Below are 14,818 nucleotides of genomic sequence, written 5' to 3' on the forward strand. Positions count from 1 at the left end.
CCGTGTGAATCTGGTCGAGGCCCCACCGACGGGGCCGGACCCCCACTCATCACGGGAGTGAACCCACATGGGTATGAAGGACCAGTTCCAGGAGAAGTCGCGCCAGGCCAAGGACAAGATGGACCAGGGCCGCGAGAAGGCCGGCCAGCGCGGCCCGCAGCAGGGCCGCCAGGGCCAGCCGCAGGGCCGTCAGGGCCAGCAGCCGCCGGAGCGGGGCGGCCACCAGAACCACCGTGACATCGAGGACACGGAGCAGCAGATGAAGGACCGGTTCGACCGGGACTACGACGCCTGACTGCTGCGCTCGGCCTTGGCCGGTTGACGTGGGGTGCCCTTCTTCCAGGAGGGCACCCTGTGTCGGTTCCGGGGGCTCAAGTCGCCCTCGGGGGCAGTTTCGGGCGGGATCTGTTGGGGACGTCGCTGTAGGTCGGGGGGACCGCCGCCGGGTTGGACTCCAGGAGCTCCAGGGCGAGTTCGACCGCGTCGGCGAGCTGGGCGTGGCGGCCCTCCGCCCAGTCCAGCGGGGTGCGCAGGATCTCCAGGTCGGGAGCGACGCCGTGGTTCTCCACGGACCAGCCGTAGGCGTCGAACCAGGCCGCGTTCATGGGCACCGTGATGACCGTGCCGTCGCCGAGGCGGTGCCGGCCGGTCATGCCGACCACTCCGCCCCAGGTGCGCTGGCCGACGACCGGGCCGAGCTTCAGCAGCTTGAAGGCGGCGGTGATCATGTCGCCGTCGGAGGACGTCGCCTCGTCGGCCAGGGCGACCACGGGTCCGCGCGGGGCGTTCGAGGTGTACGACACCGGTTGCGCGTTCCGGGTCAGGTCCCAGCCCAGGATCGTGCGGGTCAGCTTCTCGATGACGAGTTCGCTGATGTGCCCGCCCGCGTTGCCGCGCACGTCCACGATCAGCGCGGGCCGGGAGACCTCCATGCGCAGGTCGCGGTTGAACTGGGCCCAGCCGGAGCCGCCCATGTCGGGGATGTGCAGGTAGCCGCACTTGCCGCCGCTCAACTCGCGGACGACCTCGCGGCGTTTGGCCACCCAGTCCTGGTAGCGCAGCGGCCGTTCGTCGACGAGCGGGACGACCGCGACCCGGCGGGCGTGTCCGGTCTCGTCCTCGGACGGGGTGAACGTCAGCTCCACCGTCGTACCGCCCGCGCCGGCCAGCAGCGGGTACGGGCCCGTCACCGGGTCGACCGGGCGGCCCTCGACGTGGGTGAGGACGGCGCCCTCGCGGATGCCCGTGCCGGCCAGCGGCGAGCGGGCCTTGGAGTCGGAGGAGTCGCCGGCGAGGATGCGCCGGACCACCCAGCGGCCGTCCCGGCGGACGAAGTTGGCGCCGAGGAGGCCCTGCCAGCGCTGGTAGTGCGGCGGGCCCTCGTTGCGGCGGGCGGCGGTGACGTAGGCGTGCGAGGTGCCCAGCTCGCCGAGGACCTCGCGGAGCAGGTCGGCGAACTCGTCGGGGGACGCGACCCGTTCGACCAGCGGACGGTACTGGTCGAGCACCGCGGCCCAGTCGATGCCGCACATGCCCGGCTCCCAGAAGTAGGCGCGGATCAGCCGGCCCGCCTCGTCGTAGGCCTGGCGCCACTCGGCGGGCGGGTCGGCCTGGTGCAGGATGCGGCGCACGTCGATCCAGACGGTCGAGTCCGCGTCGCCGACCTCGGTCGACGGCACCGCCCTCAGGTCGCCCTCGTCCACGACGACCAGCCGGGTGCCGTCGCCGCTGACGGTGAACCAGTCCAGGTGATCGACCAGTTCGGACTTCTTCGCCTTGGTGATGTTGAAGAACTCCAGGGTCGGACGTCCGCTGACGTCGGCCGGATTGACGAAGGTCTCGCCGAGCGCGCCGGAGATCGGCCAGCGCAGCCAGACCAGACCGCCGCCCGCGACCGGGTGCAGCCCGGAGTACTTGGAGGCGATGACCGGGAACGGGGTGACCCGGTTCGCCAGCCCCTCGGCCTCGACCGTCACCGTGCCGGCCTCGCCGGTCTCCTCGTCCTCCAGCGGATCGAGCCCGCCGGCGGCCGGGCGGCCCTCGGGGTTCAGGGCGAACGGGGAGGGGGTCGCCGAGGAGAGCGGGACCAGGTACGGGCGGCAGCCGAGCGGGAAGGACAGGTCGCCGGTGTGCACGTCGTAGACCGGGTCGAAGCCGCGCCAGGAGAGGAAGGCGAGGTAGCGGCCGTCGCGGGTGAAGACCGGGTTCTCGTCCTCGAAGCGGCCGTCCGTGACGTCGACGATCAGCCGGTCCTTGATGCGGGCCAGCTTGATCTTGCGCAGGGAGCGGCCGATGCCGGGGTGCGACCAGGTGAGCCAGGAGCCGTCGGGGGAGAAGGCGAGGTCGCGGACCGGGCCGTTGAGGGACCGGATCAGCTCGGTGATCGTGGACTCCGCCCCGGCCTCCCCCTCCTCCGGCTCCGGCGCCCCGTCCTCCGGTTCCGCCGCCCCGTCCTCCGGCACGTCGATCAGCAGCAGCCGCCCGTCGTGCGAGGCCACCGCCAGGCGTTCGCCCTGGGGGTCGCAGGCCATCTCCAGGACCCGGCCGAGCGCGCCGGACGCCAGCCGCCGGGGCGCGCGGTCACCGGTGGCGCGGGGCAGGTGGACGATCTCGACGGCGTCCTCGCCCTCGGCGTCGGTGACGTAGGCGATCTGCCCGGTGGAGCCCAGCATCTCCGGCAGCCGTACCCGGACGCCGGGCGTGTCGGTGATCGTACGGGCGGGGCCGTCGCGGTGGGTGAGCCAGTACAGGCTGCCGCGGACGACGACCGCGCTGGCCCGGCCGGTGTCGTCCACGGAGATGCCGTCGATGTTCTGCGCGGCCGGCACCTGGTAGCGGCGGCGGCCGGTGCGCGGCCCGGCGAGCCGGACGTCGAGCTTGCGCGGCGTGCCGCCCGGCGAGAAGTCGTCCACCAGCCACAGGTCGCCCGCGCACTGGTAGACCACCCGCTCGCCGTCGCCGGCGGCGTGCCGGGCGTAGAAGGCGTCGTGGTCGGTGTGCCGGCGCAGGTCGGTGCCGTCGTGGGCGCAGGAGTAGAGGTTGCCGACGCCCTCGTGGTCGGAGAGGAAGGCGATCCGGCCGGCGACGAACATGGGGCAGGCCAGATGGCCGTCGAGGTCCGGCAGCAGGCGTCGCCCGTGCAGCCACAGCCGGCCCGTCGCGCCGCCGCGGTACCGCTTCCAGGAGGCCGGTTCGTGCGGCGGGGTGCCGGTGAGCAGCAGGGTCCTGTGCTCGCCGGCGATGTCGGCGCACTGGATGTCGGCGACCGGGCCCCAGGGCAGCCGCCCGCCCGGATCGCCGTCGGCGGGGACCTTGTAGGCCCAGGTGAAGTGGGAGAAGGGCTGGCCGTGGGAGGCCACGGCCAGGATGTCGCCGTCCGGGGTCCAGCCGCACACCTGGGTGTCGGCGCTGCCCCAGTACGTCAGCTGGCGGCCGGGGCCGCCGTCGACGTCGACGAGGTGGATCTCGGGGACGAGGCTGCGCCAGGTCGTGTAGGCGATCCGGCGGCCGTCGGGCGAGAAGCGCGGGTGGCCGGTCTTGGTGCGGTCCGCGGTGAGCCGCCAGGCGCGGCCCGGGGCGTCGAGGGGGGCCAGCCAGAGGTCGTCCTCCGCGACGAAGCACAGCAGGTCGCCGCTGAGGTGGGGAAGGCGCAGATAGCTCACGTCCCCATGCTTTTCCGGTCACACCGCGCGGGCAACTTATGGGGTCCGCGCCGCCCCCTTCCTTACACGCCCTTCACCTTCGTGACCCACCGCACGTACGAAACGGTTTCGTTTCGCTGGTGCACGGGGTATCTTCGTGGATGTACGAGGAAGAAGCTCCGGAGCGGGAAGGTGACGGGCATGACCGAAGCCGTCGCGGCGACACGTCGCAGCCGTATCACCCCCGAGCGCGAGGCCGAGCTGTACGAGGCCGTGCTCGACCTGCTCCGCGAGGTCGGCTACGACGCCCTCACCATGGACGCCGTGGCCGCCCGCACCCGGTCCAGCAAGGCCACGCTCTACCGCCAGTGGGGCGGCAAGGCCGAACTGGTGGCCAAGGCCGTGCGGCACAACAAGCAGCCGGGCCGGGCCGGCGACGTCGACACCGGCTCCCTCAGGGGCGATCTGCACGCGCTCACCCTGCGTGCGGACGACTGCGAGATGGAACAGAGCTCCGCGCTGATGCGGGGCCTGGCCATGGCGGTGCACGGCAACCCGGATCTGCTCAAGGCGTTCCGGGAGCACCTCATCGAGCCGGAGATGGCGGAGTTCCGCCGCGTGCTGCAACGGGCGGTCGACCGGGGCGAGGTCCGTGCGGACAACCCCGCGATCAGGTTCGTGATGCACATGATGATCGGCGCGTTCGCCGCCCGCACCATGATCGACGAACAGCCGCCGACGCAGGACTTCCTCCTTTCGTACATCGACGCCGTGGTTCTCCCCGCCTTCGGCGTACCCGCGAGCTGAACGCTCTTCCCGAGCAAGCCCACCACCTGACGTCACCGCTCACGTCGTCGGGCTGATCACCCCTGCCCAGCTGAACCCAACGACCTGACCGGGAGTACGCCTCCGTGGCCACGTTCCTCTACAAACTCGGCCGCCTCGCCTTCCGGCGACGGCACTTCGTCGCCCTCATATGGGTCGCGCTGCTCACCCTCGCCGGGGTGGGCGCCGCCTCCGCGCCGGCCGCCGGCAACACGTCCTTCTCCATCCCCGGCACCGAGGCCCAGAAGGCCTTCGACCTGCTGGAACAGCGCTTCCCCGGGATGAGCGCCGACGGCGCCACCGCCCGGGTCGTCTTCAAGGCCCCGAAGGGCGAGAAGATGACGGACGCCGTCAACAAGGCGACCGTCGAGAAGACCGTCACACAACTGCGGAGCGGCTCCGAGGTCGCCTCCGTCGCCGACCCCTACACCGGGCACGCCGTCAGCAAGAACGGCACCATCGCCTACGCCTCGGTGAAGTACGAGGTCTCCGGCATGGAGCTGGCGGACTCCTCCAAGGACGCCCTGACGGACGCGGCCCAGGACGCGCGGGACGCGGGCCTCACCGTCGAGATCGGCGGTGACGCGCTGAGCGCGACCCCCGAGACCGGCTCCAGCGAGATCATCGGCATCGCGGTCGCCGCGGTCGTCCTTGTCATCACCTTCGGCTCGCTGCTCGCGGCCGGCTTCCCGCTGCTCACCGCCATCATCGGGGTCGGTATCGGCGTCAGTGCCATCACCGCGCTCGCCAGCGCCCTGGACCTGGGCACCACCACCTCCACCCTGGCCTCGATGATCGGCCTCGCCGTCGGCATCGACTACGCCCTGTTCATCGTCTCCCGCTACCGCGCCGAGCTCGCCGAGGGCCGCGAGCGCGAGGACGCGGCCGGACGCGCCGTCGGCACGGCGGGCTCGGCGGTCGTCTTCGCCGGCCTCACCGTCGTCATCGCCCTGGTCGGCCTGTCCGTCGTCAACATCCCGATGCTGACGAAGATGGGCATCGCCGCGGCGGGCACGGTCGCCATCGCCGTCCTCATCGCGCTGACCATGATCCCGGCGCTGCTCGGCTACGCCGGCCGCAGGATCAAGCCGGCCGGCCAGAAGAGCAGGCTGCTCGGCGGCGGCCGGACGCCGAGGAAGCCGGGCCGCCCCAACATGGGCACCCGCTGGGCGAGCTTCGTCGTCCGCCGCCCGGTCGCCGTCCTGCTGCTCGGTGTGCTCGGCCTCGGCGCGGCGGCGGTCCCGGCCGCCTCCCTGGAACTCGGCCTGCCCGACGACGGCTCCCAGCCGACCTCCACCACCCAGCGCCGCGCCTACGACCTCCTCTCCGAGGGCTTCGGACCCGGCTTCAACGGCCCGCTGATGATCGTCGTCGACGCCAAGGGCAGCGCCGACCCCAAGGCCGCGTTCGCCGAGGTCGGCGACGAGATCAAGGGCCTGAAGGACGTCGTCACGGTCACCCCGGCCACGCCCAACAAGGCCGGCGACACCGCGACGATCACGGTCGTCCCCGACTCCAAGCCGTCCTCGACCACCACCGAGGACCTGGTGCACGCCATCCGCGACAAGGGCGCGGACATCGCCCGGAAGACCGACTCCCAGGTCCTGGTCACCGGCTCGACGGCGATGAACATCGACGTCTCGCAGAAGCTGAACGACGCGCTCCTGCCGTACCTGGCCCTGGTGGTCGGCCTGGCCTTCCTCCTGCTCATCGTGGTCTTCCGCTCGATCCTGGTCCCGCTGAAGGCGGCGCTCGGCTTCCTGCTCAGCGTGATGGCGGCCCTCGGCGCCGTGGTCGCGGTCTTCCAGTGGGGCTGGCTGTCGGGCCTGATGAACGTCGAGGAGACCGGCCCGGTCATGTCGATGATGCCGATCTTCATGGTGGGCGTCGTCTTCGGCCTCGCGATGGACTACGAGGTGTTCCTCGTGACCCGCATGCGGGAGGCGTACGTCCACGGCGAGAAGCCCAGCCAGGCGGTGGTGACGGGCTTCAAGCACGGCGCCCGGGTGGTGACCGCCGCCGCCGTCATCATGATCGCCGTCTTCTCCGGCTTCATCGGCTCCAGCGAGTCGATGGTCAAGATGATCGGCTTCGGCCTCGCCATCGCCGTCTTCTTCGACGCGTTCCTCGTCCGCATGGCCATCGTCCCGGCGGTCCTCGCCCTGCTCGGCAAGCGGGCCTGGTGGCTGCCGAAGTGGCTGGACCGCGCACTGCCCAACGTGGACGTGGAGGGCGAGGGCCTGCGCGCCCACGCCGCCGAGGAGGAGAAGGAGCTGGTACGCGCCTGACGTACCGCTCCTGACGCGGAGCCGCCGGTGAGGGTGCCCGTGGGGACGGGGCTGCACCCTCACCGGCTTTCCCGCTAGCGTGCGCGTATGACGACGACCGCTCATCCTCGTTTCGCCGCCGCCGTGGAGGAATCGGGACTCGGGGAGTTGCTGCCCCGGGTCCGGAGCTTTTCCGAGGCGACCCGGACCGCCGCCGAGGCCGCCGCCGCCATCGGGTGCGAGCTGAGCCAGATCTGCAAGTCGCTGGTCTTCGCCGCCGACGGGGTGCCCGTGCTGGTGCTCATGGACGGGGCCTCGCGGGTGGACGTCGAGCGGGTGCGGCAGGAACTGGGGGCCGGGAAGGTCAACCGGGCCGATGCCGGGCTCGTGCGCGAGACCACCGGGTACGCCATCGGCGGGGTGCCGCCCTTCGGACACCGCACGCGCACGCGTGTCCTCGCCGACCGCTCGCTGCTCGCCCACGACGTGGTCTGGGCGGCGGCCGGCACGCCGTACACCGTCTTCCCGATCGAGCCGAAGGAACTCGTCGCCCACGCGGGCGCGACCCTGGTGGACGTGCGCGAGCAGCGCGCGTGACACCGCTGGTCGCGACGGCCGTGCTGCTCGCCGCCGTCACGCACGCCGGCTGGAACGCCATCGCGCACCGCATCACCGACAAGCTCGTCGGCTTCGCCCTGATCTCCGGCGGCGGGCTGCTCATCGGGCTCGCGGCGACACCGTTCACCGCGTTCCCGGCGGGGCCCGCCTGGCCGTACCTGTTCGCCTCGGCCGCCGTGCACATCGCCTACTACGCGCTGCTGATGACCTCGTTCCGGCTGGGCGACTTCGGGCAGGCGTACCCCATCGCGCGCGGCAGCGCCCCCCTCGTGGTCACCGTGCTCGCCGCCGTCTTCGCGCACGAGGTGCCCGGCGCCTGGGCGGGCGCCGGCATCGCCGTGTCCTGCCTGGGGCTCGGCGGGGTCGGGCTGTGGGGGCCGCGCGGGAGGCGGCCCGACTGGGCGGCGATCGGCGCGGCCCTCGCGACCGGTCTGACCATCGCCGCCTACACCGTCATCGACGGCATGGGCGTACGGGCCTCGGGCACCTCCCTCGGCTACGTCGTCTGGCTCATGGCCGTCCAGGGGGCGGTGCTGCCCGCGTTCCTGTACGCACGCGCGCGTGCCGGCACGGTCCGGCTGCTCCGGCCGTACGCCGCCCTCGGGTTCCTCGGCGCCGCCCTGTCCGTCGCCGCGTACGGCCTGGTGCTGTGGGCCCAGACCCGGGCCGCGCTCGCCCCCGTCGCCGCCCTGCGCGAGTCGTCCGTCATCGTCGGCGCGGCCATCGGCGCGCTGTTCTTCAAGGAGCGGTTCGGGGCGCCCCGGATCGCGGCGGCGGGCCTGGTGGTCGTGGGCATCGGGCTGATGCTGCGGGCCGGTTAGGGTCTTTCGTTTGGATCAGGCCGGATCAGGGAGCGGGGTCTGGTGCCGTGCATCGCAAGGCGGAGGAGGGCGCCATGGCGGAGCCATGGCAACCGACGACAACGCGGCGAGGCGCGGTGCCAGGGCCCGCGAGCCCGGCATGATCCAAACGAGAGGCCCTAGCGCGGCGTACGGCGCCGACATGACGGGCCGGGGTGCCGGGGCGCACCCTGGAAGCAGCGGTTTTCGGAGGTGGTCGTCATGATGCACACCGCTGTGGGATGGCACATCGAGATGGAGTTCATGGAGGACGATCAGCACACGCGGGCGGCGGCCCTGGTGCGCTTGCCCGACGGTTCGGAGGTGCGGGCCCACGGCCGTGCCAGTCGGCACAACGTCGACGCGAACCAGCCCCGGGTCGGCGAGGAGATCGCCGGTGCCCGCGCCCTCAACGAACTGGCCATGCAACTGCTGACCAAGGCCCACGAGGAGATCGACCAGGCGTCCGGACGGACCTCGCACCCGATCCACGTGTGACACACGCCCGGCGTGCGCCGAGGGCGCGCACGGCTTAGGCGAGCGCCGTGCGGACCGCTCGCACCAGTGCCTGCGCCCTCGGGTCCGCCGTCACGCTCTGCCGGAAGCCGTTGGTGACGTAGCCGAAGGCGATGCCGGTGTCCGGGTCGGCGAAACCGAGCGCGCCGCCGCGTCCGGGATGGCCGAAGGAGCCGGGGCTGAGCAGCGGGGACGCGGCGCCGTGCAGCATGTGGCCGAGGCCGAAGCGGGTGCCCACCACCAGGACCCGGTCCGGTCCGGCGGACTGCTCCGTGCGGGCCAGTTCCATGGTCTGCGGGGTGAAGAGCCGGGTCCCGCCGTCGACCTCGCCGATGAGCGAGGCGTAGAAGCGGGCCAGTCCGTCGGCCGTGGCGATGCCGTTGGAGGCGGGCAGGACGGCGGCGCGGTAGCCGGGGTCGTTCTCGTCGGGCAGCGGGGTGATCGCGGCGAACGCGCGGCTGGTCAGCGAGTCCGGGTCGGCGTACGCCTCGGCCACCGCCCGCTTGGGGCGGGTCTTCAGACCGCCCGCGGTCTCGGGCGCGTCCACCGGGCCGACGCGGCCCACGCGCGCGTGCTCCGATTCCGGCAGGCCGAGCCAGAGGTCCGCGCCGGCCGGCCGGGCGATCTCCTCCGCGATCCACTCGCCGGCCGGGCGGCCGGTGACCCGGCGGAGCAGTTCGCCGGTGAGCCAGCCGAAGGTCTGGGCGTGGTAGCCGTGGTCCGTGCCCGGCTCCCACACCGGCGCCTGCGCGGCGACGGCGGCGGCGCCCAGGGCGGGGTCGGCGGCCTCGGCCGGGGTCAGCGGGCGGTCCAGCACGGGCACGCCCGCGCGGTGCGCGAGCAGGTCCCGTACCCGCGTGTGCTCCTTGCCGGCCGCCTTGTACTCCGGCCAGTACGTGCCGACCGGGGCGTCCAGGTCCAGTTCGCCGCGCTGGTGCAGGAGCAGCAGCGCGGCGGCGGCGACGCCCTTGGTGGCGGAGCGCACGATCTGCGCGGTCCCGGGCTGCCAGGGAGCCGTTCCGTCCACGTCCCGGGTGCCGGCCCACAGGTCCACCACCCGGTGGCCGTCCCGGTAGACGGCGACGGCCGCTCCGCGCTCGCCGAGCAGCGCGAAGTTCGCGGCGAACGCCTCCCTGACCGGCTCGAAGCCCTCGGCCACAGTGCCGTTCACGTCCACGCCCGCCGCCCCTTCCGCTCGTCAGTCCCCTGCGACAGTGGGTGCAACACGGGGTACGAGCCTGCGATTCCTCGGCGGGATCGGCCCGACAGAATCGTTACGTCGATGTTGCCGGGCGCCGTGGGCGTCGCCGGGAGGGTCCTCGTCCGTCACGCGCCGGTTGTCACGGACCTCGGGTCGAAGCCGAACGGCAGCTCCAGCCGGTGCGCCCGCATCAGCTCCTCGTCGGAGAGCAGCGCGCCGGTCGGGCCGTCCGCCGCGATCACGCCGTCGCTGAGGACGAGGGAGCGCGGGCACAGCTCCAGGGCGTACGGCAGGTCGTGCGTGACCATGAGGACGGTGACGTCCAGGGAGCGCAGGATGTCGGCGAGTTCGCGGCGCGAGGCCGGGTCCAGGTTGGAGGAGGGCTCGTCCAGGACCAGGATCTCCGGCTCCATGGCGAGCACGGTGGCCACCGCGACCCGGCGGCGCTGCCCGAAGGAGAGGTGGTGCGGCGGACGGTCGGCGAACTCCCGCATGCCGACCCGTTCCAGCGCGGTGTGCACCCGCTCCTCCAGCGCGGCCCCCTTGATCCCGGCGGCGGCCGGGCCGAACGCCACGTCCTCCCGCACGGTCGGCATGAACAGCTGGTCGTCCGGGTCCTGGAAGACGATGCCGACCTTCTGCCGGATCGCGGCCATGTGCTGCTTGGACACCGGGAGCCCGGCCACGGTCACCGTGCCGGTGCCGCCGCCCAGGATGCCGTTGAGGTGCAGCACCAGGGTCGTCTTGCCGGCGCCGTTCGGGCCGAGCAGGGCGACCCGCTCACCGCGCGCGATCGAGAAGTCCACGCCGAACAGGGCCTGGTGTCCGTCCGGGTAGGCGAAGGCGAGGCCGGAGACCTCCAGAGAAGCAGTCACAGGAACCATCACAGCATCCATCCCAGCAGGCAGACGACGAGGGCGGCGCAGGGCAGTGCCAGGGCGTGCCGCCACTGCGCGCCGGACGCGGTCACCTCGTCGATGACCGGCATGGAACCGGCGTAGCCCCGGCTCACCATGGCGAGGTGCACGCGCTCCCCGCGCTCGTAGGAGCGGATGAACAGCGCGCCGGCGGACTTGGCGAGCACACCCCAGTGCCGCACGCCCTTCGCCTCGAAGCCGCGCGACTCACGGGCGATCCGCATCCGGCGCATCTCGTCGGTGATGACGTCGCCGTAGCGGATCATGAAGGAGGCGATCTGCACGAGCAGCGGCGGCAGCTTCAGCCGTTGCAGCCCGAGCAGCAGTTCGCGCAGTTCGGTGGTGGCCGCCAGCAGTACGGAGGCGGCGACGCCGAGGGTGCCCTTGGCGAGCACGTTCCAGGCGCCCCACAGCCCGTTCACGCTGAGCGAGAGCCCGAGCACGTGCACCCGCTCGCCCTCCGCCACGAACGGCATGAGCACGGCGAACGCGACGAACGGCACCTCGATCAGGAGCCGCCCGAGCAGGAAACGGGCGGGCACGCGCGCCTGGTACGCGACGACCGCGAGCAGCACGGCGTACCCCGCGAACGCCCACATCGCCTCGCGCGGGGTCGACACGACGACCACCACGAACAGGAACGCGGCGGCCAGCTTGGTGTGCGGCGGCAGGCCGTGCACGGGCGAGTGCCCGTGCCGGTACAGCCGGTGCGCTCCCCCACGCTCGGCTACGCTCGCGCGGGAGGTACCCCCATCCGCTCCCACGTCAGACGCCGGTGTTCACGGGGGAGACGTCGTCGCCGCGCCGCCTGCGCAGCGACCAGAACACCGCGCTGCCCGCGACGACCGTGACGCCGACGCCGATCACGCCCGCGAGGCCGCCGGACAGCCGGGCGTCGGAGATGTCCTTGACGCCGTAGTCGGCGAGCGGCGAGCCGGCCGCGGAGTGCTCCTTCTCCTTCTTGTCGATCCCCTTGTCGTGCGCGACCTTCTCCAGGCCGTCGGGGTTCGCGGAGGCGTAGAAGCTGACGAAGCCCGCGAGGACGAGGGAGGTGACGAGACCGGTCACCCACAGCGTGCGCCGCGAGGTGCGCGCCGCCACGGGCGCCGTGGGCGCGGGCGCGTCCACCAGCGCGCCGTTCACCCGCAACTGGAGCCGCTGCCGCAGGCCGCGCGCGCCGTACACCAGGTCCGGGCGTACGGCGATGACCGCGCCGACCGTCAGCGCGGTGATGACCGCCTCGCCGACGCCGATCAGCACATGGACGCCGATCATGGCGGTGGCGACCTTGCCGATGGAGACGTCGGTGGTGCCGCCGACCGCGTAGATCAGGGTGAAGGCGACCGCGGCGGCGGGCACGGACACCAGTGCGGCGACGAAGGAGGCCACGGTCACCGAGCGCCGCTTGCGGGGCAGCACGGCGAGCAGGCCGCGGAAGACGGCGTAGGAGACGACCGTCGTGACGATCGCCATGTCGGTGATGTTCACGCCGAGCGCGGTCAGCCCGCCGTCGGCGAACAGCACGCCCTGCATGAGCAGCACGACCGACACGCACAGGACGGCTGTGTAGGGGCCGACGAGTATCGCGGCCAGGGCTCCGCCCAGGAGGTGACCGCTGGTCCCGGCGGCGACCGGGAAGTTGAGCATCTGCACGGCGAAGATGAACGCCGCCACCAGGCCGGCCAGGGGGGCGGTCCGCTCGTCGAGTTCACGGCGGGCGCCGCGCAGGCTCACCGCGAGGGCGCCGGCGGCGACCACCCCGGTGACCGCGGAGGTCGGGGCGTCGATGAATCCGTCAGGTACATGCACCGTACGATTTTAGGCCCTTGTTGCGAACCTATTGCAAGAGAGACCGAGTCTCGTCTTCCACCAGGGCGCAAACCGGGAAATGTGCGACTCTTGAGAGAAAGCGGATGCACGGCTTTCGCATAGGTCACGGTGCGTGAGAGGGCGGTCCGATGTCTGTAGTCGAACAGTACGCGCGCGCTCATATCGTCACGGACGAGGAGGACCCGGGGGCCGTACCCGTCGTGCTGCGGTACGACCCGGACGCCGATCCCCGCTCCGTCCGGGTCGGGCTTCCCGGACCGCACGAGTGGACCTTCTCCCGCGCGCTCCTCGAACGGGGACTGCGGGCGCCGGCCGAGAGCGGCGACGTCCGGGTGTGGCCCTGCGGGCGCGTCCAGGCGGTGGTCGAGTTCCACACCGACGACGGGGTCGAAGTGGTGCAGTTCGAGTCGAAGACGCTGGTGCGGTTCCTGCGCCGCACCTACACCGTCGAGCCCGTACGGAGCTGACCGGAGCCGGTCCGGGCCCGGTCAGCTCCCGAGCTTCAGCAGCTTCGCCACGATCGGGCCGGCCGTGTCACCGCCGTGCCCGCCCGCCTGGACCACGCCGGCGGCGGCCAGGTCGCCCCGGTAGGCGGTGAACCAGCCGTTCGGCTTCTTCTGCCCGTCGACCTCCGCCGAGCCGGTCTTCGCGCCGTAGTCCGGGCCGAGCCCCGACATCGCCTCGGCGGCCGTGCCGTACGCGGCCGTGTACCGCATCAGCTCGCGCAGCTGGGACAGCGTCTTCGGCGACAGGGTGCGCGAAGCGGTGGCCAGCGTGCGGTGGTCCACGGACGGCGCGACCAGGTACGGCTGGTGGAAGGTGCCCGACTTCACGGTCGCCGCCACGGAGGCCATGTTCAGCGGGTTCATGCGCACCCCGCCCTGCCCGATCAGCGAGGCCGCCATCTGCGCCGCCGACTGCACCGGCACCGAGCCGTCGAAGGTGGGCACGCCGATCGCCCAGTTGTTCATGGACAGCCCGAAGACCTGCTGGGCCTGCTTGGTCAGGTCGTCGTTCTTCAGCTTCTTCGCCTGGCTGATGAAGGCGGTGTTGCAGGACCGGGCGAAGCTCGCCTTGAAGGTGCCGCCCTTGATCTCGAAGTCGTCGTCGTTGTGGAACTTCCAGCCGCCGTAGGTGACCGTCTTGGGACAGGGGTGCGGCTTGTCCGCCGACGCCAGGCCCTTGTCGATCAGCAGCGACGACGTGATGACCTTCATCGTGGAGCCGGGCGCGAGGGCGCCCTGGAAGGCGGTGTTGAAGCCGTGCCCGCTGTTGGCGACCGCGAGGATCTCGCCGGTCGAGGGCCGCAGCGCGACTACCGAGGCACGCGCGCGCTTCGCCACCTGCTGCTCGGCGGCGGCCTGGAGGGCGGGGCTGAGCGTCGTCCGCACGGTGCCCGGGGTGCCCTTGCTCAGCTCGACCAGCGTCTTGTCGGAGAGCTTGGCGGCCTTGGCCGCCTTGCCGCGCACCACGCGCAGTTCGACGCCCGCCGTGCCGCCCGCCTTCTTGCCGTACTTCTCCCGCAGCCCGTCCAGCACCGTGCCGAGGGACGGGTACCTGGCGCTCGTGATCTCGCCGCCGTCGCGGTCCAGCGCCTTGACCGGCGGAGTGCCGGACGCGCCGGTCACGAGCGTGTCGCCGTCCCGCAGCTCCGGGTGGACCACGGCGGAGTGCCAGTCGACCAGCGGCTTGCCGTCGCTCGCCCGGCGCACGACGGTGAGCGAACTGTCGTAGGCCAGCGGCTTGCTGAGGCCCTGGTAGGACACCGTGGCCTTCACGGAGAACGGCACCTTCGCGCCCTTCGCCGCCCCCGGGACGAGCGTGACGTCCTTCAGGTGGGCGTCCTTGGTGTAGCCGGTGAGCGTCTTCCCGGCGGCGGCGGGGTCGTCGGTGGCGTCCGCCGCCCGGTCGGTGCTGCCTTGCTGCCAGGCGGTCAGGAAGCGGGTGGAGGCCGTGTGGATCTCGGTGGCGGTGAGCGGGCCCGTCCTGACGGTCCTGTGGCCGGCCGTGGCGGCGGACCGCTCGTCGGCCGCGGCACCGCCGTCGTACAGCGCGTAGACGCCGAACCCGGCACCGCCGACCACCACGGCGATCATCCCGCCGAGTACGGCGGGTCGGGTCTTGCGTCGCTCGGCGACGCGCCTTCTCTTGCCCACAGCCTCAG

At 72.4% G+C, this 14,818-nt stretch carries 13 protein-coding genes; 7 read left to right on the top strand and 6 right to left on the bottom strand.

Annotated features, from left to right (window positions below; all coding sequences use genetic code 11):
- Positions 1-67: 67 nt before the first annotated feature.
- Positions 68-295, top strand: a complete 228-nt coding sequence (locus AQJ11_RS26990; protein ID WP_059264675.1) for a hypothetical protein — start codon at positions 68-70, stop codon at positions 293-295.
- 76 nt (positions 296-371) lie between these two features.
- Here the strand turns inward: AQJ11_RS26990 and AQJ11_RS26995 are convergent, their stop codons facing one another.
- Positions 372-3,662 carry a S41 family peptidase gene (locus tag AQJ11_RS26995; protein WP_059264677.1) on the bottom strand — a complete coding sequence of 1,097 codons (3,291 nt, stop codon included), beginning with the start codon at positions 3,660-3,662 and terminating at the stop codon, positions 372-374.
- Between the two features lie 180 nt (positions 3,663-3,842).
- Between AQJ11_RS26995 and AQJ11_RS27000 the strand changes: the two genes are divergently transcribed.
- From AQJ11_RS27000 to AQJ11_RS27020, 5 genes are all read left to right on the top strand, one after another.
- The gene (locus AQJ11_RS27000) at positions 3,843-4,448 is read left to right on the top strand and encodes a TetR/AcrR family transcriptional regulator (protein WP_014673235.1); all 606 of its coding nucleotides are present in this window, start codon (positions 3,843-3,845) and stop codon (positions 4,446-4,448) included.
- A gap of 104 nt (positions 4,449-4,552) precedes the next feature.
- The gene (locus AQJ11_RS27005; RefSeq protein WP_059264679.1) at positions 4,553-6,754 is read left to right on the top strand and encodes an MMPL family transporter; all 2,202 of its coding nucleotides are present in this window, start codon (positions 4,553-4,555) and stop codon (positions 6,752-6,754) included.
- An 87-nt stretch (positions 6,755-6,841) separates the two neighbouring features.
- Positions 6,842-7,330 carry a YbaK/EbsC family protein gene (locus AQJ11_RS27010; RefSeq protein WP_059264681.1) on the top strand — a complete coding sequence of 163 codons (489 nt, stop codon included), beginning with the start codon at positions 6,842-6,844 and terminating at the stop codon, positions 7,328-7,330.
- Positions 7,327-8,172: an EamA family transporter gene (locus tag AQJ11_RS27015; RefSeq protein ID WP_014673232.1), complete on the top strand. Its 846-nt coding sequence runs from the start codon at positions 7,327-7,329 to the stop codon at positions 8,170-8,172. Before AQJ11_RS27010 ends, AQJ11_RS27015 begins: the two co-directional genes overlap by 4 nt.
- A gap of 240 nt (positions 8,173-8,412) precedes the next feature.
- Positions 8,413-8,688 (top strand): DUF1876 domain-containing protein, encoded by a 276-nt coding sequence (locus AQJ11_RS27020; RefSeq protein WP_014673231.1) that lies wholly within the window; start codon positions 8,413-8,415, stop codon positions 8,686-8,688.
- Between the two features lie 34 nt (positions 8,689-8,722).
- Here the strand turns inward: AQJ11_RS27020 and AQJ11_RS27025 are convergent, their stop codons facing one another.
- The 4 genes from AQJ11_RS27025 to AQJ11_RS27040 all read right to left on the bottom strand — a co-directional run bounded on the left by AQJ11_RS27025 (position 8,723) and on the right by AQJ11_RS27040 (position 12,633).
- The gene (locus AQJ11_RS27025) at positions 8,723-9,883 is read right to left on the bottom strand and encodes a serine hydrolase domain-containing protein (RefSeq protein WP_059264683.1); all 1,161 of its coding nucleotides are present in this window, start codon (positions 9,881-9,883) and stop codon (positions 8,723-8,725) included.
- Between the two features lie 149 nt (positions 9,884-10,032).
- Positions 10,033-10,791, bottom strand: a complete 759-nt coding sequence (locus AQJ11_RS27030; protein WP_058080857.1) for an energy-coupling factor ABC transporter ATP-binding protein — start codon at positions 10,789-10,791, stop codon at positions 10,033-10,035.
- Complete coding sequence (gene cbiQ / locus AQJ11_RS27035) at positions 10,791-11,588, bottom strand: cobalt ECF transporter T component CbiQ (protein WP_208616623.1); 798 nt, start codon at positions 11,586-11,588, stop codon at positions 10,791-10,793. Before cbiQ ends, AQJ11_RS27030 begins: the two co-directional genes overlap by 1 nt.
- A gap of 1 nt (position 11,589) precedes the next feature.
- Complete coding sequence (locus tag AQJ11_RS27040; RefSeq protein ID WP_059264685.1) at positions 11,590-12,633, bottom strand: energy-coupling factor ABC transporter permease; 1,044 nt, start codon at positions 12,631-12,633, stop codon at positions 11,590-11,592.
- Positions 12,634-12,782: 149 nt separating this feature from the next.
- Here AQJ11_RS27040 and AQJ11_RS27045 point away from each other — a divergent pair, with 149 nt between their 5' ends.
- Entirely contained in the window at positions 12,783-13,121 is a 339-nt protein-coding gene (locus tag AQJ11_RS27045) for an SsgA family sporulation/cell division regulator (protein ID WP_041665262.1), read from the top strand.
- A gap of 21 nt (positions 13,122-13,142) precedes the next feature.
- Here AQJ11_RS27045 and AQJ11_RS27050 read toward each other — a convergent pair whose 3' ends face one another.
- Positions 13,143-14,810, bottom strand: coding sequence for a penicillin-binding transpeptidase domain-containing protein (locus AQJ11_RS27050; RefSeq protein ID WP_059264687.1), 1,668 nt, complete (start codon positions 14,808-14,810; stop codon positions 13,143-13,145).
- Between the last annotated feature and the right edge of the window lie 8 nt (positions 14,811-14,818).

The sequence above is a fragment of the Streptomyces corchorusii genome (genome assembly GCF_001514055.1).
In the GTDB taxonomy this organism is placed as follows: domain Bacteria; phylum Actinomycetota; class Actinomycetes; order Streptomycetales; family Streptomycetaceae; genus Streptomyces; species Streptomyces olivaceoviridis.

What these genes read in the sequence shown, in the direction of transcription:
- AQJ11_RS26990 (WP_059264675.1), top strand. Translation starts at nt 68, where the DNA reads ATGGGTATGAAGGACCAGTTCCAGGAGAAGTCGCGCCAGGCCAAGGAC.
- AQJ11_RS27000 (WP_014673235.1), top strand. Translation starts at nt 3,843, where the DNA reads ATGACCGAAGCCGTCGCGGCGACACGTCGCAGCCGTATCACCCCCGAG.
- AQJ11_RS27010 (WP_059264681.1), top strand. Translation starts at nt 6,842, where the DNA reads ATGACGACGACCGCTCATCCTCGTTTCGCCGCCGCCGTGGAGGAATCG.
- AQJ11_RS27020 (WP_014673231.1), top strand. Translation starts at nt 8,413, where the DNA reads ATGATGCACACCGCTGTGGGATGGCACATCGAGATGGAGTTCATGGAG.
- AQJ11_RS27030 (WP_058080857.1), bottom strand. Translation starts at nt 10,791, where the DNA reads ATGGTTCCTGTGACTGCTTCTCTGGAGGTCTCCGGCCTCGCCTTCGCC.
- AQJ11_RS27045 (WP_041665262.1), top strand. Translation starts at nt 12,783, where the DNA reads ATGTCTGTAGTCGAACAGTACGCGCGCGCTCATATCGTCACGGACGAG.